The 24,277-nt window shown below is 63.0% G+C and carries 21 protein-coding genes; 12 read left to right on the top strand and 9 right to left on the bottom strand.

All coding sequences use genetic code 11. The features are described from left to right. Positions 1-172 precede the first annotated feature (172 nt). The 3 genes from ATY76_RS00205 (at position 173) to ATY76_RS00195 (ending at position 6,336) form a co-directional block, all read left to right on the top strand. Positions 173-1,714, top strand: coding sequence for a cation:proton antiporter (locus ATY76_RS00205; protein WP_088672787.1), 1,542 nt, complete (start codon positions 173-175; stop codon positions 1,712-1,714). Positions 1,715-1,975: 261 nt separating this feature from the next. Then, on the top strand, positions 1,976-3,154 hold the full coding sequence (locus ATY76_RS00200; RefSeq protein WP_088672786.1) for an efflux RND transporter periplasmic adaptor subunit: 1,179 nt from the start codon (positions 1,976-1,978) through the stop codon (positions 3,152-3,154). Then, on the top strand, positions 3,151-6,336 hold the full coding sequence (locus ATY76_RS00195) for a multidrug efflux RND transporter permease subunit (RefSeq protein WP_088672785.1): 3,186 nt from the start codon (positions 3,151-3,153) through the stop codon (positions 6,334-6,336). The genes ATY76_RS00200 and ATY76_RS00195 overlap by 4 nt, the downstream gene beginning before the upstream one ends. Before the next feature lie 9 nt (positions 6,337-6,345). On the opposite strand, the gene ATY76_RS00190 is transcribed toward ATY76_RS00195, so the two are convergent. Next, the gene (locus ATY76_RS00190; protein ID WP_190233557.1) at positions 6,346-7,122 is read right to left on the bottom strand and encodes a metallophosphoesterase family protein; all 777 of its coding nucleotides are present in this window, start codon (positions 7,120-7,122) and stop codon (positions 6,346-6,348) included. 273 nt (positions 7,123-7,395) lie between these two features. On the opposite strand from ATY76_RS00190, the gene ATY76_RS00185 reads away from it, so the two are divergent. Continuing rightward, entirely contained in the window at positions 7,396-8,520 is a 1,125-nt protein-coding gene (locus ATY76_RS00185) for an acyl-CoA dehydrogenase family protein (protein WP_088672784.1), read from the top strand. A gap of 12 nt (positions 8,521-8,532) precedes the next feature. Here the strand turns inward: ATY76_RS00185 and ATY76_RS00180 are convergent, their stop codons facing one another. After that, on the bottom strand, positions 8,533-8,997 hold the full coding sequence (locus ATY76_RS00180; protein WP_088673708.1) for an Rrf2 family transcriptional regulator: 465 nt from the start codon (positions 8,995-8,997) through the stop codon (positions 8,533-8,535). A 196-nt stretch (positions 8,998-9,193) separates the two neighbouring features. Then, a complete protein-coding gene (locus ATY76_RS00175) occupies positions 9,194-9,982 on the bottom strand; it encodes an SDR family oxidoreductase (protein WP_088672783.1) in 789 nt (262 codons plus the stop codon). A 128-nt stretch (positions 9,983-10,110) separates the two neighbouring features. Between ATY76_RS00175 and ATY76_RS00170 the strand changes: the two genes are divergently transcribed. Further along, positions 10,111-10,881: a TIM barrel protein gene (locus tag ATY76_RS00170; RefSeq protein WP_088672782.1), complete on the top strand. Its 771-nt coding sequence runs from the start codon at positions 10,111-10,113 to the stop codon at positions 10,879-10,881. On the opposite strand, the gene ATY76_RS00165 is transcribed toward ATY76_RS00170, so the two are convergent. Next, positions 10,878-11,414, bottom strand: coding sequence for a hypothetical protein (locus tag ATY76_RS00165; RefSeq protein ID WP_088672781.1), 537 nt, complete (start codon positions 11,412-11,414; stop codon positions 10,878-10,880). The two genes, ATY76_RS00170 and ATY76_RS00165, sit on opposite strands and share 4 nt — an antisense overlap. 87 nt (positions 11,415-11,501) lie before the next feature. On the opposite strand from ATY76_RS00165, the gene ATY76_RS00160 reads away from it, so the two are divergent. Next, positions 11,502-11,975: a cupin domain-containing protein gene (locus ATY76_RS00160; RefSeq protein ID WP_009994847.1), complete on the top strand. Its 474-nt coding sequence runs from the start codon at positions 11,502-11,504 to the stop codon at positions 11,973-11,975. 6 nt (positions 11,976-11,981) lie between these two features. Here ATY76_RS00160 and ATY76_RS00155 read toward each other — a convergent pair whose 3' ends face one another. The 5 genes from ATY76_RS00155 to ATY76_RS00135 form a co-directional block, all read right to left on the bottom strand. Then, positions 11,982-13,091, bottom strand: a complete 1,110-nt coding sequence (locus tag ATY76_RS00155; protein ID WP_088672780.1) for a sn-glycerol-3-phosphate import ATP-binding protein UgpC — start codon at positions 13,089-13,091, stop codon at positions 11,982-11,984. Between the two features lie 12 nt (positions 13,092-13,103). Further along, positions 13,104-14,018: an ABC transporter permease subunit gene (locus ATY76_RS00150; RefSeq protein WP_088672779.1), complete on the bottom strand. Its 915-nt coding sequence runs from the start codon at positions 14,016-14,018 to the stop codon at positions 13,104-13,106. A 10-nt stretch (positions 14,019-14,028) separates the two neighbouring features. Then, positions 14,029-14,913: a sugar ABC transporter permease gene (locus tag ATY76_RS00145; RefSeq protein ID WP_077994876.1), complete on the bottom strand. Its 885-nt coding sequence runs from the start codon at positions 14,911-14,913 to the stop codon at positions 14,029-14,031. Between the two features lie 127 nt (positions 14,914-15,040). After that, a complete protein-coding gene (locus ATY76_RS00140) occupies positions 15,041-16,396 on the bottom strand; it encodes an extracellular solute-binding protein (protein ID WP_088672778.1) in 1,356 nt (451 codons plus the stop codon). A gap of 364 nt (positions 16,397-16,760) precedes the next feature. Then, positions 16,761-17,966, bottom strand: coding sequence for an ROK family transcriptional regulator (locus tag ATY76_RS00135; RefSeq protein WP_088672777.1), 1,206 nt, complete (start codon positions 17,964-17,966; stop codon positions 16,761-16,763). 225 nt (positions 17,967-18,191) lie between these two features. Between ATY76_RS00135 and ATY76_RS00130 the strand changes: the two genes are divergently transcribed. From ATY76_RS00130 to ugpC, 6 genes are all read left to right on the top strand, one after another. Then, complete coding sequence (locus ATY76_RS00130) at positions 18,192-19,430, top strand: extracellular solute-binding protein (protein ID WP_088672776.1); 1,239 nt, start codon at positions 18,192-18,194, stop codon at positions 19,428-19,430. A gap of 79 nt (positions 19,431-19,509) precedes the next feature. Continuing rightward, positions 19,510-20,394, top strand: coding sequence for a sugar ABC transporter permease (locus ATY76_RS00125; protein WP_088672775.1), 885 nt, complete (start codon positions 19,510-19,512; stop codon positions 20,392-20,394). Next, positions 20,394-21,239: a carbohydrate ABC transporter permease gene (locus ATY76_RS00120; RefSeq protein ID WP_088672774.1), complete on the top strand. Its 846-nt coding sequence runs from the start codon at positions 20,394-20,396 to the stop codon at positions 21,237-21,239. The genes ATY76_RS00125 and ATY76_RS00120 overlap by 1 nt, the downstream gene beginning before the upstream one ends. Next, positions 21,236-22,258, top strand: coding sequence for an SIS domain-containing protein (locus tag ATY76_RS00115; protein WP_088672773.1), 1,023 nt, complete (start codon positions 21,236-21,238; stop codon positions 22,256-22,258). Before ATY76_RS00120 ends, ATY76_RS00115 begins: the two co-directional genes overlap by 4 nt. Further along, positions 22,259-23,185: a PfkB family carbohydrate kinase gene (locus ATY76_RS00110; RefSeq protein WP_088672772.1), complete on the top strand. Its 927-nt coding sequence runs from the start codon at positions 22,259-22,261 to the stop codon at positions 23,183-23,185. Then, positions 23,182-24,255 (top strand): sn-glycerol-3-phosphate ABC transporter ATP-binding protein UgpC, encoded by a 1,074-nt coding sequence (gene ugpC, locus ATY76_RS00105; RefSeq protein ID WP_088672771.1) that lies wholly within the window; start codon positions 23,182-23,184, stop codon positions 24,253-24,255. The genes ATY76_RS00110 and ugpC overlap by 4 nt, the downstream gene beginning before the upstream one ends. The last annotated feature ends 22 nt before the right edge of the window (positions 24,256-24,277 follow it).

Raw genomic sequence — 24,277 nt, 5'->3', positions numbered from 1 at the left:
AGATATATTTCCGCCGCGTGCACTGCACAAGAGCGCTGGCGGCAGATTCCGCTGCTGCGGCCAAAATGCCGCAGCAGCCGCGAAAGAGCTGGCTCCTACGGTAGCCGCGGGCCGGCTTCGGCCCTAATTTCCGAGGGAGATCGCCTCCGCCGGAGGCGCGCAGGAGGGCTCGATGGCGTTCTTCGAAAGCATGCTGACATTGCTTCTGGTAGCGATCGTCTTCCTGCAATTCTCCCGGAAATTCCGCATCCCTTATCCCACGATGCTGGCGATCGCCGGCATCATCGTCGCCGCCGTACCCTGGGCGCCCGAGGTCGCCATCGATCCGGAACTGGCGCTGGCGCTGCTGATCGCGCCTGTGCTCTTTGACGCCGCCTACGACCTGCCGCCAAGGACGTTGAGGCGCAACTGGCTGCCGCTCTTCTCGCTCGCCGCCATCGCCGTCATCCTGACGGCCGTCGCAGTAGCCGCCGTCGCCATGACGACGGCCGGCCTGCCGCTTGCCGCAGCTCTGGCCCTCGGCGCCATCGTCGCGCCACCCGATGCGGCAGCGGCGACCGCCATGCTCGACCGCTTCGACCTGCCGCGCCAGACCTACGTGGTTCTGAAAGGCGAGAGCCTTTTGAACGATGCCGTCGCGCTCCTGATCTTCAGCGCGGCGGTGGCCGCCGCCTCGAGCCCGGCCTTCTTCAGCGGCGCACTGGCGCAGCTGGCGCTTGCGGTGCCGGGAGGGATCCTTCTCGGCTATCTCCTCGGCCGCCTCTACATGGTCGTCGGCGTCAAACTGGCGGGCACGCTCGGCGGCACCTTGCTCGAATTCGTCGCCACGTTTGGCGCATGGATTATCGCCGAGCGGCTGCACCTTTCAGCGATTTTGACCATCGTCGTTTATGCCATGGTGATCGCCCGCTACATGCCCGAGCGGCAGTCGGCCCGCCATCGCATCCATTCCTATTCGGTTTGGGAAGCCGCGGTCTTCCTGGTCAACGTGCTCGCCTTCCTGCTGATGGGCCTGCAAGTTCGTCAAATCGTCGTTGATATCGATCCCGGCCGGCTCGACTTCGCGATCACCCTGGCCGCCTCGGTCTTCGTCACTGTCATCGTCGTCCGCCTGATCTGGGTGCTCCTCTATAATCGCGCAATTACCTATCTCGCCGTGCGCGGGCGAACGAAACAAGCCGTTCCCACCTTTCCAACGAGCCTGCTGGCCGGATGGTGCGGAATGCGCGGCCTCGTGACGCTCGCGACCGCGCTCGCCCTGCCGATCGATTTCCACGACCGCGATATCATCCTGCTCAGCGCCCTTGCCGTCGTTCTCGGCACACTGATCGTCCAGGGGCTGACGCTCGGGCCGCTGATCCGCTTCCTGAAATTCGATCCGGACACATCCTTGGACCGCGATCTCACCAAAGCCCGCATCGCGCTCATCGATGCAGCGCTTGCCGAGCTAGAAGGCGAGGACAAATCCACCCGAATTCTGCGCGACGTCTACACCTCCGAGCGCGAGATCGCCGCCGACGGAAAACACCCGCGCGAGGTCAGCAGGCTCGACAAACAGCGCCGCAATGTCATCATCGCCAAACGCCGAAAACTGGCGGCGATGCGCCGTGCCGGCGAGATCGACGACGATGTCTTCCACACGCTGGAGCAGGAGCTCGACTGGGCCGAACTCGCCGTCCTGCCGCCCGGCCGCGACGAGATCGTCGAGAGCTGATGTGCTCCATGACGTTTTCGTGGAATCCGGAATTTGACATAATTGGCATTTGCTATTTTTCGCCGCTGCCGTTTATATCCCGTTCCACAGCGTTACGACTTTTCCATTATGCATCGCGTGCCGGCCTTCCCTTCCATCGATCGGACGCCGGGGGAAATCACGGGAGCTCAGGCTTCCGTTCACAGCAGCAAGACATGAATAGCATCACTTCATCTTAGGTTCGGCGGCAGTCGATCGGCCGTCGAGATTGGAGGGACCGGTATGACTTACGCGCTTCGACGGATATTGATGCTCGGCTGCATCGCCACGTTCATGCCTCTGGCCGCAATGGCCCAAGGCGCACCGTCCGCTCCTCCTCCCGTCACCGTCGCAAAGCCTGTGGTGCGCGATGTCGTCGATAATGACGAATTCATCGGCCGTTTCCAGCCGGTCGACGAGGTCTCCGTGCGCTCACGCGTCGGCGGCTATTTGCAGGAAGTCCATTTCGAGGACGGCGCCCTCGTCAAGCAGGGCGACCTGCTCTTCGTCATCGACCAGCGGCCGTTCATAACCGCGCTCAATCAGGCAAAGGCCTCGCTCGAGGCGTCGCAGTCCACCCTCGTCTTCGCCGATGCTCAGTACAAGCGCGCCCAGTCGCTTGCTTCGAGCGGCAGTCAGTCCGCCCAGACGCTTGATGATCGCCGCCGTGAATTCGATTCCGCCCAGGCCAATGTCCGCGGCGCGCAGGCCGCCGCCGATCGCGCGGCGCTCGATCTCGAATATACCGAAATCAAGGCGCCGCTCAGCGGCCGCATCGACCGCCGACTGATCTCGACCGGCAACCTCGTGCAGGCCGACCAGACGGTGCTTACCACGATCGTTTCCCTCGATCCGATCGATTTCTATTTCGACGTCGACGAGCGCCGCCTGCTGAATTTCGCCGACACCGCGCGCAAGATGGGCACGGACCTCCAACTGGGCGGCGGCGGCGTGGACGTCTCCGTCACGATCTCCGATCCCAATGCCAAACCCTTCAAGGGAAAACTCGATTTCGCCGAGAACCGGGTCGACAACGAGAGCGGCACCATCCGCATCCGCGCCCGCCTTGCAAATCCCGATCTCGTCCTGCAGCCGGGCCTGTTCGGCCGCGTGCAGGTCGCAGCCTCCAACACCTACAAGGCCATCCTCGTTCCTGATGAGGCGATCGGCGCGGATCAGAATGAACGCGTCGTCTATGTCGTTGACGCGCAAGGCAAGGTTACGACCAAGCCGGTACGGCCCGGACCGCGGCTTTATGGCTATCGCGTCATCCGCGAGGGCCTCGACGGCAACGAGACGATCATCGTCAACGGCCTGATGCGCGCAAGGCCGGGCTCGACGATCACGCCTCAGATGAGCGAGCTGCCGCAGGAGCGGCAGGACACGCCGCCGGAAGCCGCAAATGCGGAGACCGGACAATGAGATTTGCACACTTCTTCGTGGATCGGCCGATTTTCGCGGCCGTCATCTCGATCGTCTTCCTCGTCGTCGGCGGCATCGCCTATACGCAGCTGCCGGTCTCCCAATATCCGGAGATCGCGCCGCCCACCATCGTCGTGCGCACCTCCTATCCGGGCGCCGACCCGCAGACCATCGCCGACACCGTCTCGACGCCGCTCGAACAGCAGATCAACGGCGTCGAAGACATGCTCTACATGTCCTCCTATTCCAGCGCCGACGGCGCGATGTCGCTGACGATCACCTTCAAGCTCGGCACCGATCTCGATAAGGTCCAGGTGCTTGTCCAGAACCGCGTGTCGATCGCGCTCCCCCGTCTTCCCGAGGAAGTCCAGCGGCTGGGCGTGACGACGGACAAAAGCTCGCCTGACCTGATGATGGTGGTGCACCTCCTGTCGCCGTCGCATCGCTATGACCAACTTTACGTTTCGAACTACGCCCGCAACCGCATTCGCGACGTTCTGGTGCGTCTCGACGGTGTCGGCGACGTGCAGCTTTTCGGTGAGCGGCAATATTCGATGCGCATCTGGCTGGACCCGGAAAAACTCTCCGCCTACGGCATGACATCGGACGACGTGGTCTCCGCCTTGAGAGACCAGAACGTCCAGGTTTCCGGCGGCAAGATCGGCGCGCCACCGGTGACCGGCAGGAACGCCTTCGAATATACGGTGCGAACCGACGGACGCTTTTCCGACGCGCGCGAATTCCGCTACGTCATCGTCAAATCGACGGGCGCCGGCCGGCTCGTGCAGTTGCAGGATGTCGCCCGCATCGAACTCGGCGCGCAGGACTACGTCACCAACAGCTACCTCAACAACGATCCCGCTGTTGCGCTTGGCATTTTCGCCCGGCCCGGCACCAACGCCCTCGACACCGCCCATCAGGTCCAGACGATCATGAAGGATATTTCCCAGAACTTCCCGGAAGGTCTGGAATATCGCATCGTCTACGATACGACCGAGTTCATCTCGGCCTCGATCAACGAGGTCTATAAAACCATCGCCGAAGCGGCCATCCTGGTGGCGATCGTCGTCCTCGTCTTCCTGCAATCGTGGCGGACCGCGATCATACCGATCGTCGCCATTCCCGTCTCGCTGATCGGCACCTTCGCCGTTCTCCTGGCCTTCGGCTTTTCGCTGAACATGCTGACGCTCTTCGGCCTCGTGCTGGCGATCGGCATCGTCGTCGACGACGCGATCGTGGTGGTGGAAAATGTCGAGCGCAATCTGGCGCGCGGCATGACGCCGAAAGAGGCCTCTCACGTCACCATGGACGAAGTGGGAACCGCGGTCATCGCCATCTCCCTGGTGCTGATCGCGGTCTTCGTGCCGACAGCCTTCATCCCAGGCATCTCGGGCCAGTTCTACAGGCAGTTCGCCGTCACGATCGCCGTCACCACCGCGATATCGGCGCTGAACTCGCTGACGCTTTCGCCTGCTCTTGCCGGTATATTGCTGAAACCCCACGACCACGAAGGAAAGCGTAAGAGCATCGCGTCACGGCTAGGAAGCGGCCTTGCAAACGGCTTCAACCGTGGTTTCGACCGGATGAGCTCCGGCTATTCCTGGACCGTCCGGCACCTGGTCAGCAGCTGGGTGGGCTTGACCTGCTCGATGCTCGCCTTCGCCGGCCTTCTCGGCGCGACCTGGTACATGAGCACCAAAGTTCCCTCGGGCTTCATCCCGACCATGGACCAGGGCTACGCGATCGTCGTCGTCCAGCTTCCAGACGGCGCCTCGCTTGCGCGCACCGATGCCGTCGTCAAACGGGTCGGCGACATCGCCCGAACCGTGCCCGGCGTCGGCAACGCCGTGCAATTTGCAGGCTTCAGCGGGGCGACATTCACCAATGCCTCGAATTCCGGCGTCGTCTTCGTTCCTTTCAAATCCTTCGCCGAGCGCGAGGAGGGCGGAGACAACGCCAACAAGATCATCGGCGAGCTCTTCGGCAAGCTGCAAAGCATCCAGGAAGCCTTCATCATCGCCATCCCGCCGCCCTCCGTGCGCGGCGTCGGCAATTCCGGCGGCTTCAAGATGCAGATTTCCGATCTTGAAAACCCCGACATGACGCGCGTGCTCGGCCTGGCCCGCCAGATGATGGGGGCGGCGGCAACGACCGACGGGCTGACCGGCGTCTTTACGACTTTCTCCGATGCGAGCCCGCAATATTTCCTGTCGATCGATCGTGACAAGGCGCGCTTCCTGAACGTGCCGATCCCCAACATCTTCAACGCGCTTTCGATCAATCTCGGCGTTGCTTACGTCAACGATTTTAATGCGTTCGGCCGTGTCTACCAGGTTCGTGCCCAAGCCGACCGGCAATACCGCATGGACAGGGAAGACATCCTCGCCCTGAAGGTCCGCTCGGCGACCGGCGCGCTGGTGCCGCTCGGAACGCTGATGGATATCCAGGATTCCAGCGGCCCTGCCCTCGTCCAGCGCTACAACATGTATGTCTCGGTGCCGCTTCAGGGCAACCCGACGCCCGGCACTTCGACGGGCGATGCGCTGAAGAAGATGGAGGAACTGGCAGCCAAGATCCTGCCGCCGGGAACGACCTTCGAATGGACGGAACTCGCCTATCAGGAGACCCATACCGGCAACACCGCCGTCTATATCTTCGCCCTCTCCGTCATTTTCGTCTTCCTGGCCTTGGCAGCTCAATATGAAAGCTGGGTCTTGCCCCTGGCGATCATTCTCATCGTCCCGCTCGCGGTTCTCGCGGCACTGATCGGGGTCTCGCTGAGAGGAATGGACAATAACGTCCTGACGCAGATCGGCCTGATCGTGCTGATCGGCCTTGCGGCCAAGAACGCCATTCTGATCGTCGAATTCGCAAGACAGGCGGAAGAGGAAGGCAAGTCTTCGGTGGAGGCCGCCATCGAGGCCAGCCACCTTCGCCTGCGCCCGATCCTGATGACGGCCTTCGCCTTCATCTTCGGCGTTCTGCCGCTCGCTATCGCCACCGGTCCCGGCGCCGAAATGCGCCAGTCGCTCGGCACCGCCGTCTTCTCGGGCATGCTCGGCGTGACGCTCTTCGGCCTGTTCCTGACGCCGGTCTTCTACGTCGTGCTGCGCGGCCGGCGCCGCGCCCGGCCGGCTGAAAAGCCGGTCGAGGCGGTGCCGGTTGAAAGAGAGACCGTCTAAAACTGCGGGTCAGGTGGAAAACAGATGCACCTGACCCCGCCAGAAGCGGGCGACAGTGAGCTTGCCGCTGCGAAAGGCGCGCGTGTCCAGATTGAGCCGCCTCGGCCGGATCTCGGGCTCATCGTTCGGGGTATGGCCATGGACGACGAGCTTCGGCAGGGGCACCCTGCTTTCGAGAAAGCGGTGGCGAATGAGAACCAGGTCCTCGTCCGTTTGCGCGGCAAGCGGCACGGTCGGATCGATGCCGGCATGCACGAAGAGCACATAAGGCGTGTCCAGCATCACCGGCATCGCCCGCATGAAATCGATATGCGTGTGCGGCAGCGAATGGCGGATGAAGGCGTCGAGTTTCGCGCCAGATGGGAAGATCAGCGGCAGATGCTCAGGATCGAGGCCATAGGACTTCAGCAGTTCCGCAGACCCCATGCGCATCCAGTCGTCATAGGACGCCCAGCCGTCGATATAATCGAGCATGGCGATTTCATGATTGCCGGCAAGGCAGATGCGCTCGAAATCGTCGGACAGCGGATCCATCAAATGACTGATGACCTGCGCCGACTCCGGACCGCGGTCGATGTAATCGCCGAGCATCACGATCAGCTTGCGTCCCGGCAGCTGTGCGCCATCGCGCAGGATAGCCTCCTCGGCTTTGACGAGCAGGTCATAGCGGCCATGGATATCGCCGACCGCATAGGTTGGGATATCGGCAATCTCAAGCGTCAGACGCGGTCTCTGCTGGCGCCCCATTTTAGAAACCTCGCTGTCGCGGGCGAGAGAGTCGCTCATCGTTCTTCCGATCAGATTAGCCCCGGAACAGGATGATTTTAGGTCGGGGCGGCCTAAAATCTAAATCCTCTTCTCAGTTAGGAGTTCAAGCATGGTGTCGTCCGAAACCGCTCACACGTTTCCACGTCATGCTCTCATTGACCCAAACTAGGGCGGAGGACAAGGCGATCAAGTTGGTAAGAAAATTCAAAGCTTTCGGGTTTCTTGGAAAAACCGGCCTTATCATTCGAGGATCAATCCCTCACTCCTGTAGCCATCGAGGAAGAGTGACCGATGGGAACGGTATCGCAGTTTCATGATAGCCTCAGGCCTCCCGCGCACCGCATCGAAAGCGAAGAGGAGGCGATATCTGCGGCCCGCGATCTCGCCGCCGCATTCCGGCGTCAGGCGAGCGAACGCGATGTCAACCGCATCCTGCCGCATGCCGAGCTCGACGCGCTGTCGGCATCGGGACTGACAGCGATCACCGTTCCACCCGAATATGAAGGGCTCGACGTGTCGAACGCTCTGCTCGCCGAGATCGTTGCGATCATCGCCGAGGGCGATGCCTCGATCGGCGAGGCGCTGGGAAATCATTTCTGCGTGCTGGAAACCATCCGCACCCAAGCCTCCGAGGATCTCAGGACGTCGCTGTTTGCCCGCGTGCTGCTCGGCGACCGCTTCGCGGCAACCGCCTTCGCTGACGGCACCGACCTGACGGCCGAAGGCCCGGGCTACCGTGCGAGCGGGCGCACGCATCAAGCGCCCGGCATTCTCTTCGCCGACTGGATCGCCGCTGCCGCCACCGCCCCGCCCAGCCGTCCGGTCACGCTCTACCTGGCTTGCGGCGACGACAATGTTCAGGTGGTCGATAATTGGGATGGCTTCGGCCAGCGCACCAATGGATCGGCGACGGCGATCGTCGCCGAACTCCATGTCAATGCCGATGCGATTGCGCCCGCCCCCGCCTCCGAATATTCGACAGACATCTCGCTTGGCTTGCTGCTCAAGGCCGGCGTCAGCCTCGGCATCACGCGCGCCGCATGGAGCGACCTGCTGAGCGCGATCGGCGATCGCAGCGCCGTCCTAGCGCCGCTCGGCCAGCACGCCGTCCGCATCGAAATGACCGCGGCAGCGCTGGAACGAGCCGGCCGCAAGCTCGATATCGCCCAGGTCAATTCGGTGGAGGCCGCAATCGCGGATGCGCATTTCTCCGCCTCGGCTGCCGCAATCCTGGCCGGCGATACCGCGCTCGGCGCTGCAAATGCGCTTTTCGAACTCGCGGGGGGAATATCGGCCGGCATCGGGCTCAACCTCGACCGCCATTGGCGCAATGCCCGCATCCACGCGTTGTCGCTGCCGCGAGACAAGCTGCTGCGGACAGCCGGCGACCATATGGCGAAGCTGGGCGAGGCTTGAAGCGACGAGATCTCAGCTGGCGGCGGAGATCGGAAATTCCTCTTTGTCGCCTTGGATGCGGCCGCCGCCGGAAACGAATTGTTCGAGGCTCATATTGTCGAGAATGGCGGCGATCGCGTCCCGGACATCGGTCATCGAGCGCCGCACCTGACAGGTTTCCGGATCGGCACAGTCGTCGCAGGCCTCGAAAGCCGTGCGGCTGGCACAGCGGATCGGCGCCAAGGGGCCGTCCAATGTGCGGATGACATGGCCGATACGGATTTCGGAGGCCGGCCGCGACAGGGAATAGCCGCCGCCCGGTCCCTTCTTCGAGCGCAGGATGCCGACATTGCGCAGTTCGAGCAGGATCGTGTCGAGAAACTTCTTCGGGATATTGTTGCGTGACGCGATGTCATTGATGAAGGCGGTTTCTCCGGGCGCCAGCCGCGCCAGATCGACCAGCGCCTTCAGCCCGTATTTTCCCTTTTTCGTCAGCATCGTCGTCGCCCTGTGGAAATCGCAGTATTCATCCTGATAATAGCAGGCAAATAGCGTCAAAAGCGTGAACATACAACAAAATAGCTATTATTTATAGCTTATATTGGCAACGTCTACCTACCCTTCCGGCGGCTGCGCGGCGACATTCCGGCCGCCGCTCGATTACAGCCCCGGCCCTGCCGCCCGCGCTGCTCTGTCAGATCGTCTTCAGCATGCCGCCATCGACGAAATAGGTCGAGCCGATGCAGTAGCTCGCCCGCTCCGAGCTCAGGAAGACGAAGACGTTTGCCAGCTCCTCCGGCGTGCCGAAACGTTTGGAGGCGGCATGCTCGTTGGCGACGCTCTGCAGATAGCCTTCCCAGTTGCCGCCGCTTTCGGCCGTCAGCTGCTTGGCAGTCTTGATCCAGTCGGGCGTCAGGATCAGGCCGGCATTGATGCAATTGACGCGGATGTTGTCGGGGATGAGCTCGGTCGATAGCGTCTTGGAAAACATCATCAGCGCCGATTTGCTGACATTGTAGATCGGCTCGTACCAGAGCGGCTGGACGGCGCAGATCGAGGCATTGTGCAGGATCACCCCGCCGCCGCGTTTCTTCATTTGCGGCGCGATCCCGCGCGCCAGCCGCACGGCGGCCATCACATGCAGGTCCCAGTAGGCCTGCCACTTCTCGTCCGGCGCCTCCATCACCGTCTCGTTGGATCCGGTGCCGGCATTGTTGATGAGGATATCTGCGCCGCCCCGTTCTGCGGCCGCAGCAATGATCGCCTCCGTTCCCCCTGCCGTCGCGACGTCGGCGGCCACGGCGGTGGCGCTGACGCCGTATTTCTCGGCAATGCGGGCGGCCTCCACCTCCAGCCGCTCACCGCCGCGCGCGGCGAGCACGAGATCCGTACCCTCAGCCGCCAGCCCCTCGGCAATCGCCAGGCCGATGCCGACCGATGCACCCGTGATGACCGCGATCTTTCCCTTCAATCCGAGATCCATATCTTCCTCCACAAGCGCCGGCGAGCCCGGCCCGATGGGGCGAGTGTTTCGCCAATGATTTCGGGCGTCAAGCCTTGCGGCAGGCTCGGATCTGTCGCAGCTTGCGCCCGCACATGGGAGGAGTTTTCATGCGACGTTATTCAGCCTGCATAGAGTGGTTGTTTGCCGAAGAAGGCGACAGCTTTGCCGATCGCATCCGCCGCGCCCATGCCGGCGGCCTGACGGCGGTCGAATTCTGGCGCTGGACCGACAAGGACCTCGACGCGATCGAGGCGGCGCTTGATGAAACCGGGCTTGCCGTCACCAGCCTCGTTGCCGAACCGATGATCGCGCTGACCGACGCCGCCAACCGGCAGGCCTGGCTCAAGGGTCTTGCCGAATCCGCTGCCGTCGCCAGGCGTCTCGGCGCGCCGGTGCTGATCGCCCAGGCAGGCGACGATCTTCCCGGCTTCACCCGGCAGGCGCAGCGCCAGGCGCTCACCGAAGCGCTGAAAGCCGGCGCCGACCTCCTCGCAGGCAGCGGCGTGCGCCTCGGCGTAGAGCCGCTCAACACCCGTATCGACCATATCGGCTATTTCCTTGCTTCGACCCGCGAAGGGCTTGATATCGTCGATGACGTCGCCCGTCCCGAGATCGGCATCGTCTACGACATCTACCATTCCGCCGTGATGGACGAACGCACCGAAGAGGTGCTCGACGGCTGTCTCGGCCGTGTCTTCCACGTCCACGTCGCCGATCATCCCGGCCGCAACGAACCCGGCTCCGGCGGCATCGACCTCGCCCACCGCCTCAATTGGATCTTCGCCAACGGCTATGATGGCGCCGTCGGCCTCGAATACCGTCCGACCAGGTCCGGTGCGGACGCCGTCAAAGCCGCGATCGCCTCGCTCGGCGGCTAAATCTGCCTGGCGCCTTCTGCGAAAGCCTCGAGTCCGGGATCGAACTCGACCTCGACGACATTGTTGAAGACGGCGGTCGCCAGCATGATGCCGGCGAAAGCGACGAGATCGACGAGCACCTTGGTTTCGTAGCGCTCCTTCAGCTTGGCCCAGAGATCAGCCGGAACGGCGTTGGAATCGGTGACAACAGCCCTGCCGAAGGCGTCGAGCAGCGCTTCCGTTTCCGAAAGCTCCAGCGCATCGGGGTCGAAACCCTTGCCGATCAGCGCCCGGCGAAAGAAGGTGATGGCGATCTTCGACTTCGCCGCCTTCGAGATCGCATGTGAGAAGATCCAGACCTCCCGGTCGCTGATGACAGGATCGAGCTCGGCCCGCAGCGTGAACCACTCGGCATAGATGCGATGGGCGACCGGCGAATGCAGGAGCGTTCGCTTCATGTTGGTCATGCGCCCGCGCAGCCTGATTTCTTCATCATGCGCCGCGCGAACCTCTGGCGAAGCGGTGTCGTAATCGATCTGCGGGAGATGGCTCATCGGGTGAACGCTTTCCTTGAAGATAAATCCACTTGGCCGCCGGGCGGCGCCCACCTAGATTGTTTACATCGAAGGCGGAGGCAAGGCATGAGCGGCGACCACGAGCATTCTCACATCGACTGGCGGGAACATGGCGTCAAGGTCATTCCCGGCAATTCGCTCGATCCCAACACCGCGCAGACGCCGGGCATGAACCGTGCGACCGCGATCAACAATGCGCGCGCCGGCGCCGAGAAGATCTGGGCCGGCACGGTGACGATCCATGCCAATGCCAAGACCGGCGCCCACCATCACGGCGATCTCGAAAGCATAATCTATGTGGTCAAGGGCAAGGCCCGCATGCGCTGGGGCGAGCATCTGGAATTTACCGCCGAGGCCGGCCCCGGCGATTTCATCTATGTCCCGCCCTATGTGCCCCATCAGGAGATCAACGCCAGCCGCGACGAGACGCTGGAATGCGTGCTCGTTCGCTCAGGCCAGGAACCCGTCGTCGTCAATCTCGATATCGAGCCGGTGGAAAAACCGGAAGACGTTCCCTGGATCGATCCGATCCATCGCTGATATCCGTTACGCGTGAACCGTGGCGGCGCTGCTCATGGCGGAATTCTCGATGATCCGGCCGGTATCGTAGGCATAGAGGTGGATTGCATTGTGATCGATTGCGATGCCGATCTGATCGCCCGATTTCACCGTCACGGCCTCCGTCAGCGCCACGGCAAAGGGCAGCCCGTCGAAGTCGGCATGAACGACGCGGCTCGCGCCGAGCTCTTCGATGAAATCGGCCGTTGCGATCAAGGCGCCGGGCGCATCCGGCGCCACCAGCCCGGCGGCCTCGGCGCGCATGCCGAGCACAACGCGCTTGCCTTTCAGGCTCGCGGCGCGTTCGCGCGGCAGCGCGATCTTGCGGCTCTGGTCGTAGACGAAGACGCCCTCGTCGTTGATCGTGCCTTCAAGCAGGTTCATCGCCGGCGTGCCGACGAAACCGGCGACGAAACGCGAGACCGGATGATGATAGACCTCTTCCGGCGTGCCGACCTGCTCCACCCTGCCGCCGTTCATCACCACCAGCCGGTCGGCCAGCGTCATCGCCTCGGTCTGGTCATGCGTGACGAAGATCGAGGTGGCGCCGAGGCGCCGGTGGAGGCGGCGGATTTCGGCGCGCATGGCGATGCGCAGCTTGGCATCGAGGTTCGACAGCGGCTCGTCGAAGAGGAACACCTTCGGCTCGCGGATCATCGCGCGCCCCATGGCGACGCGCTGACGCTGGCCGCCGGAAAGAGCGGCGGGGCGGCGGTCGAGGAAAGGTTCGAGGCTGAGCGCCTTGGCGACTTCGGCGATGCGCCGATTTCGCTCCGCCTTCGCGACGCCCGCGACCTTCAAGGCATAACCGATATTCTCGGCGACCGTCATATGCGGATAGAGCGCGTAGTTCTGGAACACCATGGCGCAGCCGCGCTCGCGCGGCTCCAGCTTGTTGACGACGCGGCCATCGATGGCGATTTCGCCGCCGCTGATTTCCTCGAGGCCGGCGATCATGCGCAGCAGCGTGGACTTGCCGCAGCCGGAGGGGCCGAGGATGACGATGAATTCGCCGGACTGGATCTCCAGATCGACGCCATGAACGACGGGATGTTTGCCGTAGCTCTTCTTCACGTCACGGATTGAGATCGGTGCCACAGGACTGTTCCTTCACTTCTCGGTGGAGATAAGGCCGCGCACGAACCAGCGCTGCATCAGGATGACGAGCACCAGCGGCGGCGACATGATGATCAGTGTACCCGCCATGGCGACGTTCCAGTCAGGCAGGCCGAATTCGGATGGGATCAGGGTTTTGAGCTGCGTCACCGCAATGCCGAAATTCGGATCGGTGGTGATGAGAAGCGGCCAGAGATACTGGTTCCATGCCCAGACGAACATGATCGTGAACAGCGCGATCATGTTCGGCCGCGACAACGGCAGCAGAATGTCCCAGAAGAACCGGACCGGTCCCGATCCGTCCATCTTCGAAGCCTCGGCAAGCTCATCGGGAACCGTCAGGTAGAACTGGCGATAGAGGAAGGTGCCGGTCGCGGTGGCGACGAGCGGCGCCACAAGGCCGGTATAGGAATTCAACAGCCCCCATTCCAGCTTGATCTGGAGGCCGGATACCCAGGCGACGAGCGCGGTGATGCCCGTGACGTCGAGGATTGTTTGGAAAGGCTGCAGTGCATTGGCCGCAATCGAATAGGTCGGCACGATGCGTACTTCGAGCGGCAGCATCAGCGTGATGAAGATGATCCAGAAGATCAGGTGTCGGCCGCGGAAACGGAAATAGACGATCGAGAAGGCTGCCATGGCGGAAAGGATGACCTTGCCGGCGGCGACCGATGTCGCGAAGATGATGCTGTGCAGCAGCTTGTTGCCGAGATCGGCGCGCACCCAGGCTTCGCGGGCGTTTTCCCAGAAATGCGAGCCCGGCGTCAGCGGCAGCGGCACGCGGTTGACCGTCTCCAGATCGAGCGTCGATGCGATGATGACGATGACGAAAGGCAGAAGCGCGATCACCAAGCCGAGCGCCAGAAGCGCGTAGCAGATGAAGTTGAATATCGGCGTGCGTTCGATCATGTCCGCGACCTCACTTGTAATGCACGCGCCGCTCGATGAAGCGGAACTGGAAGATGGTGAGCATGACGACGAGCAGCATCAGGATGATGGATTGCGCCGCAGCGCCCGAATAATCGAGGCCCCGGAAACCGTCGAAATAGATCTTGTAGACCATCAGCTCCGTCGCGCGCGCAGGGCCGCCCTGCGTCATGACGTCGACGATGCCGAAGGAATCCTGGAAGCTTTCGGTGATGTTGATGACAAGCAGGAAGAACAAGGTCGGCGTCAAGAGCGGCAACTGGAGGTCCCACATGCGGCGCAGCGGCCCCGAGCCATCCATGGCGGCCGCTTCGATCAGTGAGCGCGGAATGCCCTGCAGAGCCGAGAGGAAGAAGATGAAGTTATAGCCGATATATTTCCAGGAGAAGGCGACGATGACGGCGATCATCGCGTCTTTGCCGTCGAGCGCGGGATTCCAGAGGCCCGGCCAGACATGGTTGATGACCGAGAGAAGGCCGGCCTCCGGCGCCAGGATGAAGCGGAAGGCGAGCCCGAGAGCGGGCGCGGCGATCGCATAGGGCCAGATGAAAACCGACCGGTAGATCTTATGGCCGCGCAGTTCGCGGTCCGTCAAAAGCGCCAGGATGAGCGCCAGCCCCATGGCAATGATCGTCGAGCTGAAGCCGAAGACCATGCTGCGGGTGATCGATTCCCAATAGATCGGATCGCTGAGCAGCAGCTTGAAATTGTCGAAGCCGACCCAGGCATTGCCGCCGCCCCATGGCTGTTCGAGCGTGAACGCCCAATAGAGCGCCTGCGCGCTCGGCCAGTAGAAGAAGACGAAGATCAGCAGCAGCATCGGGAATGCGAAGAGCAGGCCGATCGTCGTCGAGGAGAAAGTGACGCGCTTTTCCATGGGTGGTCGTTTTCGCCTGGTTTGACGTCGGGCGCGGGCGGCAGCGCGCATCCGCGACTGATTGGGAGAACTTGCAAAGACGCACCCGGCGCGCGCGAGGCGGGCCGGGTGCGGTTCAATCAGGCGATCAGGGGAGCTGAACGTTCTTGTAGGTCTGCTGGAAGCGGCGCAGAAGCTGGTTGCCGCGTTCGGCAGCCGAGTCGAGCGAGGCCTGGACGTCGGCATTGTTGACGAAGATCGCCTGCAGGCTGTTGGCGATCTCGGTGCGGACCTGCAGCAGGCCGCCGAGACGGATGCCCTTGGCCGCTGCATCGCCAGCCGAGGAAACGGTCAGGCTCTGAATGGCGAGTTCGCGGCCGGCGTAAGGCGCCTTGTCGTAGAAGCCCTGCTTCTTCAGATATTCGAAGCCGGAGTTGCGGACCGGGATATAGCCGGTAACGGTCGACCAGGTCAGAGCTTCTTCCGGCTTGGCGATGAAGTTGAAGAAGGCAGCCGCGGCCTTGTACTCGGCGTCCGAATGGCCCTTCAGAACCCAGAGCGAAGCGCCGCCGACATAGGAGCTGTGACGGGTTGCGTCACCGTAGGTCGGGAGCATGGCAACGCCCCAGTTCATGCCCTGCTTGGCGGTGCGGCCGATATTGCCGTGGTCGCCGACCGAGGTCAGAATGACCTGGCAATCGCCGGCAGCGAAGGCTTCGACGAAGGTCTGGCCGACGGCCTTGTTCTTGATGACGGCGAGCTTGTTGTCGTACCAGGACTTGAGGTCCTTGATGTAGCTGACGAGAAGCGGGTTCTTGTTGAAGACAAGCTCGGCGTCGAGGCCTTCGAAGCCGTTCTTTTTCGTGGCGATCGGCTCGCCGTTGACGGCTTCGAACTGCTCGACGTACTGCCAGACTTCGTTGTTGGAGATGTCGAAGGCGAGCGGGCATGCATAGCCGGCGTCCTTCAGAGCCTTGAAGTCCTCACCGGCTTCCTTCCAGGTCGCCGGAGCATGATCCTTGCCGATCTTGGCGAAGGCGTCCTTGTTCCAGTAGAGCAGAGCGGTCGAGGAGTTGAAGGGGAAGGAATACATCTCGCCTTTCGACGTGGCGTAATAGCCTGCGATGCCCGAGAAGTAATCGTTCCAGTCGACGGTGTAGCCCATGTCGGCCATCAGCTTGTTTGCCGGGTAGTAGGCGCCGGAAAGCATGATGTCGAGCGTGCCGGCGTCGGAAACCTGGGCGATGGTCGGCTGCTTGCCGGCGCGGAAGGCGGCAATGGTGTTCTGCAGGGAGGCGTCGTAGCTGCCCTGGCTGGTGCAGACGACTTCGTAATCGGCCTGCGACTGGTTGAAGCGATCGCACTGTTCCTGGACACGCTTTGCGATGTCGCCGGAATTGCCGAACCAGAAGTCAATCTTGGTCTTTTCGGCGGCGGCAGCCGGGCCAGCAAGAAACGCTGTAGCGAGAAGGGCGCCGACGGCGCCGAGAAGCTTGGCTTGCATGAGAACCTCGAACGTAAAAGAGACGCGCACTTTCAGCGCACGCCCTATTAGCTGGTCCAAATTGCCGCGGCCAATGAATATTCCATGACATGAAACAACCGAAATCGCGCCGTCACGAAACCTTCATGCGGATGTTATTTGCCACGGCTGAAGGCTATATTGAGAGAAGCCTAACCAACCACCCCAGCGCACTGCCGAATAATTATATCTATACCAGAATTCCTATAAATTTCAACGATTTTCAATATTTGACTATACTTCGGCATCGCCGCCTTATTCGCTAGCAATGGTCACTTGAAACTTACAAAGAGAACCACTTTTCTGCCGCTGCACTGCTGTGCAACGCTTGGTTTCAGCCTGGAAATCAGCGGGAGTCCTTCAAAATTGCAGCGAAATGCGGATCGAATGCCCGGCTGATCGGTCCGGCGGCCGCCCCGAGCGCCACCGACCAGGGATCGGCCATGCCGGGTTGCAGGCGCGGCAGGGTGCGGCCACGCCTTTCGGCGGTCGAAGGCTGCAGCGGACCGATCGCCGCAATCAGCCTGTTCACCAATGCCACCGGCGCGCTGCCGCAGAGGATCACCGTCTGCGGATCGAAGATCGTTTCGATCAGATGGATGCTCCAGCGCAGATCCGCCGCCGCCGCCTCGATCCAGGCCTCGATACTCGGATCGCCCCGCAAGGCGAGGTCGTCGATGCGCGCATGGAGATCGGGATCGGCGGGGTCGGCCGACAGATGCTGATAGAGCGAGGCAAGCGAGGCGCGGTGTTCGAGCGGCGTCGATTTGCCGTCAGCAAAGAGCAGCGCCATGCCGATCTCGCCGGCATTGCCGTTGGCGCCGCGGTAGAGTTCGCCGTTTAAAATGAGGCCGGCGCCGATGCCGTAACCGACGAAAAGGCAGATGGCATGATCGAGACCGTGGGCGGCTCCCACCATGCGCTCGGCGGTCGCAGCCGCGGCCGCATCGTTCTGCAGGCCGACATCGAGCCCGGTGCCTGCGGTGAGGGTCTCCAGCAGCGGAAACTTCTGCCAGGCCTCCATCATCCACGGATCGTCGCCGCTGCCGTCGATCCCGAAGGGGCCGGGCATCGCGACACCGAGGCCGACCAGCCGCGTCTCCGATTGCTGGACGATCGCGGCGAGCTTCGAGCGCACGCCGGTGACGAGATCGAGAATGACCTTCGCGCCTGTCGACGGGCCACCGGGCGGCAAACCGGCCTCGGCGCGCACGAGAACGCTACCGACGAGATCGACGGCGACCGCCCGCGTCACGTGCCGGTCGATCTGCAGGCCGATCGCAAAGGCGCCCTCGGGAACGAGCCGATACGGGGTCGAGGGCTGGCCCCTGCCCTTTCGCACCGCCTCCTGCGAACTGACGAGACCGTCGCGCTCGAGCTCCTCGATGATATTCGACACCGTCTGCTTGGTCAGCCGCGTCGCCCGCGCCAGATCGGCGCGCGAGAGCGCGCCGTTGATCCGCAGGGCATCGATCATCACGCGCCGGTTATGCGCGCTGGTGCCTTCGTGATTGGTGCCGCTCTTGGCCCTGATCGGCCTGCTGTCATTCATGTGCAATTGCCTCTTGACTCCAGTAGAATGTTGAAGAAGTAATAAGTCAAGACAATTGACTTAATAAGGGACCGAAGAGTTCCAGGGAACGCAGGAAGCCGCACAGGGCCTCCAACGCGCTCCGAGATCACGAACCGGCACGTTTTTTTACGCGTGCCTTCTCGAAAACCGATGGCGGAAAATCCGCCCTCGGCCATGCGTAAATGTCAAAAACTGGAGGCTGCAATGCTGAAATCCTTGAACAAGACGCTTTTGGGTGCGGCCTTGATCGGCGCATCCCTTGCCCCGCATGCTTTCGCCGAAACGACGCTCAACGCGCTGTTCATGGCGCAAGCCGCTTACAGCGAGGCCGATGTGCGCGCCATGACCGACGCCTTTGCCAAGGCGAACCCCGATATCAAGGTCAATCTCGAATTCGTTCCCTATGAAGGCCTGCACGACAAGACGGTGCTGGCGCAGGGTTCCGGCGGCGGTTACGACGTCGTCCTTTTCGACGTCATCTGGCCGGCCGAATACGCCACCAACAAGGTGCTGGTCGACGTCTCCTCCCGCATCACCGACGAGATGAAGAAGGGCGTACTGCCGGGTGCCTGGACCACGGTACAGTATGACGGCAAATATTACGGCATGCCGTGGATCCTCGACACCAAATACCTGTTCTACAATAAGGAAATCCTGGAGAAGGCCGGCATCAAGGCCCCACCGAAGACCTGGGACGAGCTGGCCGAACAGGCCAAGACCATCAAGGACAAGGGCCTGCTCGCCACCCCGATCGCCTGGAGCTGGTCGCAGGCCGAAGCCGCGGTCTGCGACTACACCACGCTCGTCAGCGCCTATGGCGGCGATTTCCTGAAGGACGGCAAGCCGGCCTTCCAGACCGGCGGCGGCCTCGACGCGCTGAAATACATGGTCTCGAGCTATACCTCAGGCCTGACGAACCCGAACTCCAAGGAATTCCTGGAAGAGGATGTCCGCAAGGTCTTCCAGAACGGCGATGCCGCCTTCGCGCTGAACTGGACCTACATGTACAACATGGCCAACGACCCGAAGGACAGCAAGGTCGCGGGCAAGGTCGGTGTCGTGCCGGCGCCGGGTGTCGCCGGCAAGAGCGAGGCTTCGGCCGTCAACGGCTCGATGGGCCTCGGCATCACCTCCGCCAGCAAACATCCCGACGAGGCCTGGAAATACATCACCTTCATGACCTCGCAGGCGACACAGAACGCCTACGCCAAGCTCAGCCTGCCGATCTGGGCCTCCTCTTACGCGGACCCGGCCGTTACCAAGGGCCAGGAGGAGCTGATTTCCGCCGCCAAGGTCGGCCTCGCCGCCATGTATCCGCGCCCGACGACGCCGAAATATCAGGAGCTTTCGACCGCGCTGCAGCAGGCGATCCAGGAATCGCTGCTCGGCCAGTCAACGCCTGAGGATGCACTGAAGTCGGCCGCCGAAAGCAGCGGCCTCTGAGCCCGGCATGAACCCCGGGCGGCGCTTGTCGTCGCCCGGCTCGATTCCAATAACCTAAGAATGAAAAAGGGTCGCCTCGATGTCGGGCACATGGCTGACAACGCGCGCGTGGCTGTTGATGCTGCCGCTTCTCGTGGTCATGATCTCGGTCATCGGCTGGCCGCTGGTCGATACCGTCGGCCTCTCCTTCACCGACGCCAAGCTCGTCGGCACCGGCGGCAATTTCGTCGGCATCGACAATTACGTGAAGATGCTCTCCGGCTCGAATTTCCAGCGCACGCTGGTCACGACGGCCTGGTTCGCGATCGTCTCGGTCGCCGCCGAAATGGTGATCGGCGTGCTTGCCGCCCTCCTGCTGAACCAGCAGTTCCGCGGTCGCACGGCGCTCCGCGCCCTGATGATCCTGCCCTGGGCGCTGCCGACCGTCGTCAACGCCACGCTCTGGCGGCTGATCTACAATCCTGAATACGGTGCGCTCAACGCAGCGCTGACGCAGCTCGGCCTGCTCGATGCCTATCGCTCCTGGCTCGGCGAGCCGGGCACGGCGCTCGCCGCCCTCATCGTCGCCGACTGCTGGAAAAATTTTCCGCTGGTGGCGCTGATCGCACTTGCCGCACTCCAGGCCGTGCCGCGCGATATCACCGCCGCCTCCCTCGTTGACGGCGCGGGGCCTTTTGCCCGCTTCCGCTTCGTCATCCTACCTTATCTCGCCGGTCCGCTGATGGTGGCGCTCGTGCTGCGCACGATCGAAGCCTTCAAGGTATTCGACATCATCTGGGTCATGACCCGCGGCGGCCCGGCCAACAGCACCCGCACGCTCTCGATCCTCGTCTATCAGGAGGCCTTCTCGTTCCAGCGGGCGGGATCGGGCGCGTCTCTGGCCTTGATCGTTACGCTGCTGGTGACGCTGCTTGCTGCAGGCTATGCCGCACTGGTGCGTAAGACCGCCGGGAGTGCCGCCTGATGGAACGCCAGAGCCCGCTCTTTTCCGCTTTCATCCATCTTTGCGCGCTCCTGCTTGCCACCGTCATCCTGGCGCCGATCCTGTGGCTCTTCATCATGAGCATCTCGCCGGCCGCCGATCTTGCGGCAAAGCCGCTGCGCTGGTGGCCGCAGGCGGCGGATTTCTCCCGATACCAAGTCCTGCTGTCGACGCTGGAAAACAGCGCCGGCGCCGCCTTCACCTCATCGCTGCGCAACAGCATCGAGGTGGCCGGCATGGCGACGATCGCCGCCATCGCGCTCGCCATACCGGCCGGTTGGGCGGTGTCGCGCACGCCTTCGGTGGGCTGGTCGCTGTCGATGGTGATCGCGACCTACATGCTGCCGCCGGTGGCGCTCGCGGTGCCGCTCTATATGGGGCTTTCCCATCTCGGCATGCTGAACAACGTCTTCGGCCTCGCCCTCGTCTATCTCACCATCCTGGCGCCCTTCACCACCTGGCTGATGAAATCGGGCTTCGATTCCATCCCGCGTGAGATCGAATCCGCTGCGATGATCGACGGCGCCGGCCTGTTCCAGACGCTGAGGATCATCACCCTGCCGCTCGCCGCCCCCGTAGTCGCGACATCGAGCCTCTTTGCCTTCCTGCTTGCCTGGGATGAATTCTTCTATGCGCTGCTCTTCACCTCGGACCAGCGCGCCAAGACGCTGACCGTCGCCATTGCCGATCTCGCCGGCGGCCGCGTTTCCGATTACGGACTGATCGCCACGGCAGGCGTGCTCGCCGCCCTGCCCCCGGTGCTGATCGGTCTCGTCATGCAACGCGCCCTGATTTCGGGGCTCACCAGCGGCGGCGTCAAGGGATGAAGATGACAACGGAGAAAAACCGGGCCGCCGGACTTGCGGCGATCGATCGCGAAATGGCGCGCCAGCACGCCGATGCGCTTGCCTCTTATGAAGCCGCCGCACCCATGGCGGCAAGAGCGGCCGCCTCGCTTGAGAAGACCGGCCGGCTGCTTCTGCTCGGTATGGGCGGCTCGCATGCGGTCAACCGCGCCGTCGAGCCGCTCTACCGCGCCCTCGGCATCGAGGCCATCGCCCTGCCACTCTCCGAGCAGCTCGGCCAGCCGCTGCCGATCGCAGGCAGGACGGTCTTCGTCACTTCGCAATCGGGCGAGAGCGCCGAAGTGGTGCGCTGGTTCAACGAGACCGGCGGCACTGAAGAAACCTTCGGCCTGACGCTCGAAGGCAGTTCCTTCCTCGCCAGAACCGCCCCCTCACTGGTCGGCAGCGGCGGCACCGAGCTCGCTTTCGCCGCGACCCGCAGCCTGACGGTGACCTTCGCCCTGCACCTGGCAATCCTTTCCGCCCTCGGCGAAGATCCGGCAGCCGCACTTGCCGTCCTCAAGACGCCCGAAGACCATGACATCTCAGCGGCGCTTGCCGCACTCGAAACCGTCTCGACCGTCGTCAGCTCCGGCCGCCGCCTGCAAGGCGTCGCCGAGGCTTTGGCCCTCGGGCTGACGGAGCTTTCACGCCGCCCCTGCTTCTCGCTCGAAGGCGGCCAGCTGCGCCACGGCCCGATGGAGATGCTGGGGCCGGAGATTGGCGTCGTGCTGTTCCGAGGTCTCGACGAAACCGCCGGCCTCGTCACCGCCATGGCGGTGTCCGCCGTCGAGACCAGCGCGCCCGTCATCCTGTTCGATGCTTCGAGCGAAGCCCCGGTCGCCGGGGCGGTGACGATCCGCTTTACGCCGGCGACGGACCTTGCGGCGATCTTCGCCATGCTGCCGGTCGCCCAGCGGCTGATGATCGCTTTTGCCGAAACCCGCGTGGAGAATGCCGGAACGCCGGTCCGGTCCACCAAGATTACCCGGAGTGAATGAATGCGGCCGCTTGCAGTCATCGGCAACGTCAATGTCGATCTCATCCTCGGACCGGCCGCCCCCTGGCCAAAGGCCGGCACGGAAATCATCGTCGATCATGACGAGCTGAGGGTCGGCGGGTCGGCCGGCAACAGCGCGCTCGCCTGGCAGGCGCTCGGTATCGAGTTCGAGATTGCCGCCAATATCGGCAGCGACCAGTTCGGCCGCTGGCTGGCGGAAGCCTTCGGCCACCGCTCCCAAAATTGGCCGGTGCGCCCCGAGAGAACGACGCTTTCCGTCGGCATCACCCACCCGGACGGCGAGCGCACCTTCTTCACGACGACCGGCCACCTGCCACGCTTCAGCCTCGCCGACGTATTCGCCGTCATCGACGGCGAAAGGCTGCGCGGCGGTTACGCGCTTCTCTGCGGCGGCTTTCTGACCGACGACTTGGCGAGCGAATATGACGCCTTCTTCGACTGGGCCAAAAGCCACGACATCACCGTCGCTCTCGATACCGGCTGGCCGCTCGACGGCTGGACACAAGAAAATTGCGCGGCCGCCCGCGCCTGGCTTTCCCGCAGCGGCATCGCCCTCCTGAACGAGGTCGAGACGACGACGCTTGCCGGCGTCAACGATCCGATCGAGGCCGCCCGTGAGATCAGGTCGCATATGCCGGAAGGCGCGATCGTCGTCGTCAAGCGTGGCCCGGATGGCGCCATCGCGATCGGGCCGGATGGCCTCCCGGTGTCGGTAGCCGCGCCCATCGTCAAGGTCGTCGATACGATCGGCGCCGGCGATGTCTTCAATGCCGGCTTCCTGGCAGCACTGGCAGACGGCAAGCCGCTGGCTTCGTGCCTGGCGGCCGGAACGCAGGTTGCCTCACGTGCCATCTCCACTCTTCCCCGCAGCTACGGTCCGTCATCCCCACAGGAGACCGTGCGATGAGCGCGCTCGACATCGAAAACATCCGCAAGACCTATGGCGAGGTGGAGACGCTGAAAGGCATCGACATTTCGTTGGAAAGCGGCGAATTCCTCGTGCTGCTCGGATCCTCCGGCTGCGGCAAGTCCACGCTGCTCAACATCATTGCCGGCCTTGCCGAGGCGACGAGCGGCGACGTCAGGATCGGCGGGCGGTCAGTGCTCGGCGTGCATCCGAAGGACCGCGACATCGCCATGGTCTTTCAATCCTATGCGCTCTATCCCAATCTGACGGTGCAGCGGAACATCGGCTTCGGCCTGGAAATGCGAAAAGTGCCGGCGCCCGAGCGCGACAAGGCTGTGCGCGATGCCGCCAAGCTCCTACAGATCGAAAATCTCCTCGACCGCAAGCCGAGCCAGCTCTCCGGCGGCCAGCGCCAGCGCGTGGCGATCGGCCGCGCATTGGTGCGCAAGCCTGAGGTCTTCCTGTTCGACGAGCCGCTTTCCAATCTCGACGCCAAGCTGCGCATGGAGATGCGCACCGAGATCAAGCGGCTGCATCAGATGCTGAAGACCACGGTGGTCTATGTCACCCATGACCAAATCGAGGCGATGACGCTGGCAAGCCGCATCGCCGTCATGCGCGACGGCCGCATCGAGCAGCTGGGCACGCCGGAAGAGATCTACAATCATCCGGCCACGCTCTATGTCGCGACCTTCGTCGGCGCGCCGCCGATGAACCTGCTGAAGGTGACGGCGCGTGACGGCCGGCTGATGCTTTCAGGCTCCGATGCCGGCCTGCCCTTGCCCACCCGCTTCCGCGAGGCGGCCGGCGACGGCCGTGACCTGATCCTCGGCATCCGTCCCGAAGCGCTCCGCACGGACGGAACCGGCCCGTCGATCGAGGCGACCCTGGAGGTTGCGGAACTGACCGGCCCCGAACTCGTCGTCACCGCGCTCGCAGGAAACCAGCGACTGATGGCCTGCCTGCCGCCGCGTACGGCGATCCGCGACGGCGAAAAGCTCACGCTCTTCTTCGATGAGGAGGCGATGCATCTCTTCGATCCTCAAACAGGTCTCAGCTGCCTGGGCTGAGATGGAGCGGCGGAAGCGGCCG

Origin of the sequence: Rhizobium sp. R339 (assembly GCF_002211395.1) — a bacterium.
Lineage (GTDB): Bacteria > Pseudomonadota > Alphaproteobacteria > Rhizobiales > Rhizobiaceae > Rhizobium.
Note: the sequence above shows the minus strand (reverse complement) of the source record. Positions and strands in the feature narration are given on the sequence as shown.

Coding starts and splice junctions, on each gene's coding strand:
- ATY76_RS00205 (WP_088672787.1), top strand. CDS start 173: ATGGCGTTCTTCGAAAGCATGCTGACATTGCTTCTGGTAGCGATCGTC.
- ATY76_RS00200 (WP_088672786.1), top strand. CDS start 1,976: ATGACTTACGCGCTTCGACGGATATTGATGCTCGGCTGCATCGCCACG.
- ATY76_RS00195 (WP_088672785.1), top strand. CDS start 3,151: ATGAGATTTGCACACTTCTTCGTGGATCGGCCGATTTTCGCGGCCGTC.
- ATY76_RS00190 (WP_190233557.1), bottom strand. CDS start 7,122: ATGAGCGACTCTCTCGCCCGCGACAGCGAGGTTTCTAAAATGGGGCGC.
- ATY76_RS00185 (WP_088672784.1), top strand. CDS start 7,396: ATGGGAACGGTATCGCAGTTTCATGATAGCCTCAGGCCTCCCGCGCAC.
- ATY76_RS00180 (WP_088673708.1), bottom strand. CDS start 8,997: ATGCTGACGAAAAAGGGAAAATACGGGCTGAAGGCGCTGGTCGATCTG.
- ATY76_RS00175 (WP_088672783.1), bottom strand. CDS start 9,982: ATGGATCTCGGATTGAAGGGAAAGATCGCGGTCATCACGGGTGCATCG.
- ATY76_RS00170 (WP_088672782.1), top strand. CDS start 10,111: ATGCGACGTTATTCAGCCTGCATAGAGTGGTTGTTTGCCGAAGAAGGC.
- ATY76_RS00165 (WP_088672781.1), bottom strand. CDS start 11,414: ATGAGCCATCTCCCGCAGATCGATTACGACACCGCTTCGCCAGAGGTT.
- ATY76_RS00160 (WP_009994847.1), top strand. CDS start 11,502: ATGAGCGGCGACCACGAGCATTCTCACATCGACTGGCGGGAACATGGC.
- ATY76_RS00150 (WP_088672779.1), bottom strand. CDS start 14,018: ATGATCGAACGCACGCCGATATTCAACTTCATCTGCTACGCGCTTCTG.
- ATY76_RS00145 (WP_077994876.1), bottom strand. CDS start 14,913: ATGGAAAAGCGCGTCACTTTCTCCTCGACGACGATCGGCCTGCTCTTC.
- ATY76_RS00140 (WP_088672778.1), bottom strand. CDS start 16,396: ATGCAAGCCAAGCTTCTCGGCGCCGTCGGCGCCCTTCTCGCTACAGCG.
- ATY76_RS00135 (WP_088672777.1), bottom strand. CDS start 17,966: ATGAATGACAGCAGGCCGATCAGGGCCAAGAGCGGCACCAATCACGAA.
- ATY76_RS00130 (WP_088672776.1), top strand. CDS start 18,192: ATGCTGAAATCCTTGAACAAGACGCTTTTGGGTGCGGCCTTGATCGGC.
- ATY76_RS00125 (WP_088672775.1), top strand. CDS start 19,510: ATGTCGGGCACATGGCTGACAACGCGCGCGTGGCTGTTGATGCTGCCG.
- ATY76_RS00120 (WP_088672774.1), top strand. CDS start 20,394: ATGGAACGCCAGAGCCCGCTCTTTTCCGCTTTCATCCATCTTTGCGCG.
- ATY76_RS00115 (WP_088672773.1), top strand. CDS start 21,236: ATGAAGATGACAACGGAGAAAAACCGGGCCGCCGGACTTGCGGCGATC.
- ATY76_RS00110 (WP_088672772.1), top strand. CDS start 22,259: ATGCGGCCGCTTGCAGTCATCGGCAACGTCAATGTCGATCTCATCCTC.
- ugpC (WP_088672771.1), top strand. CDS start 23,182: ATGAGCGCGCTCGACATCGAAAACATCCGCAAGACCTATGGCGAGGTG.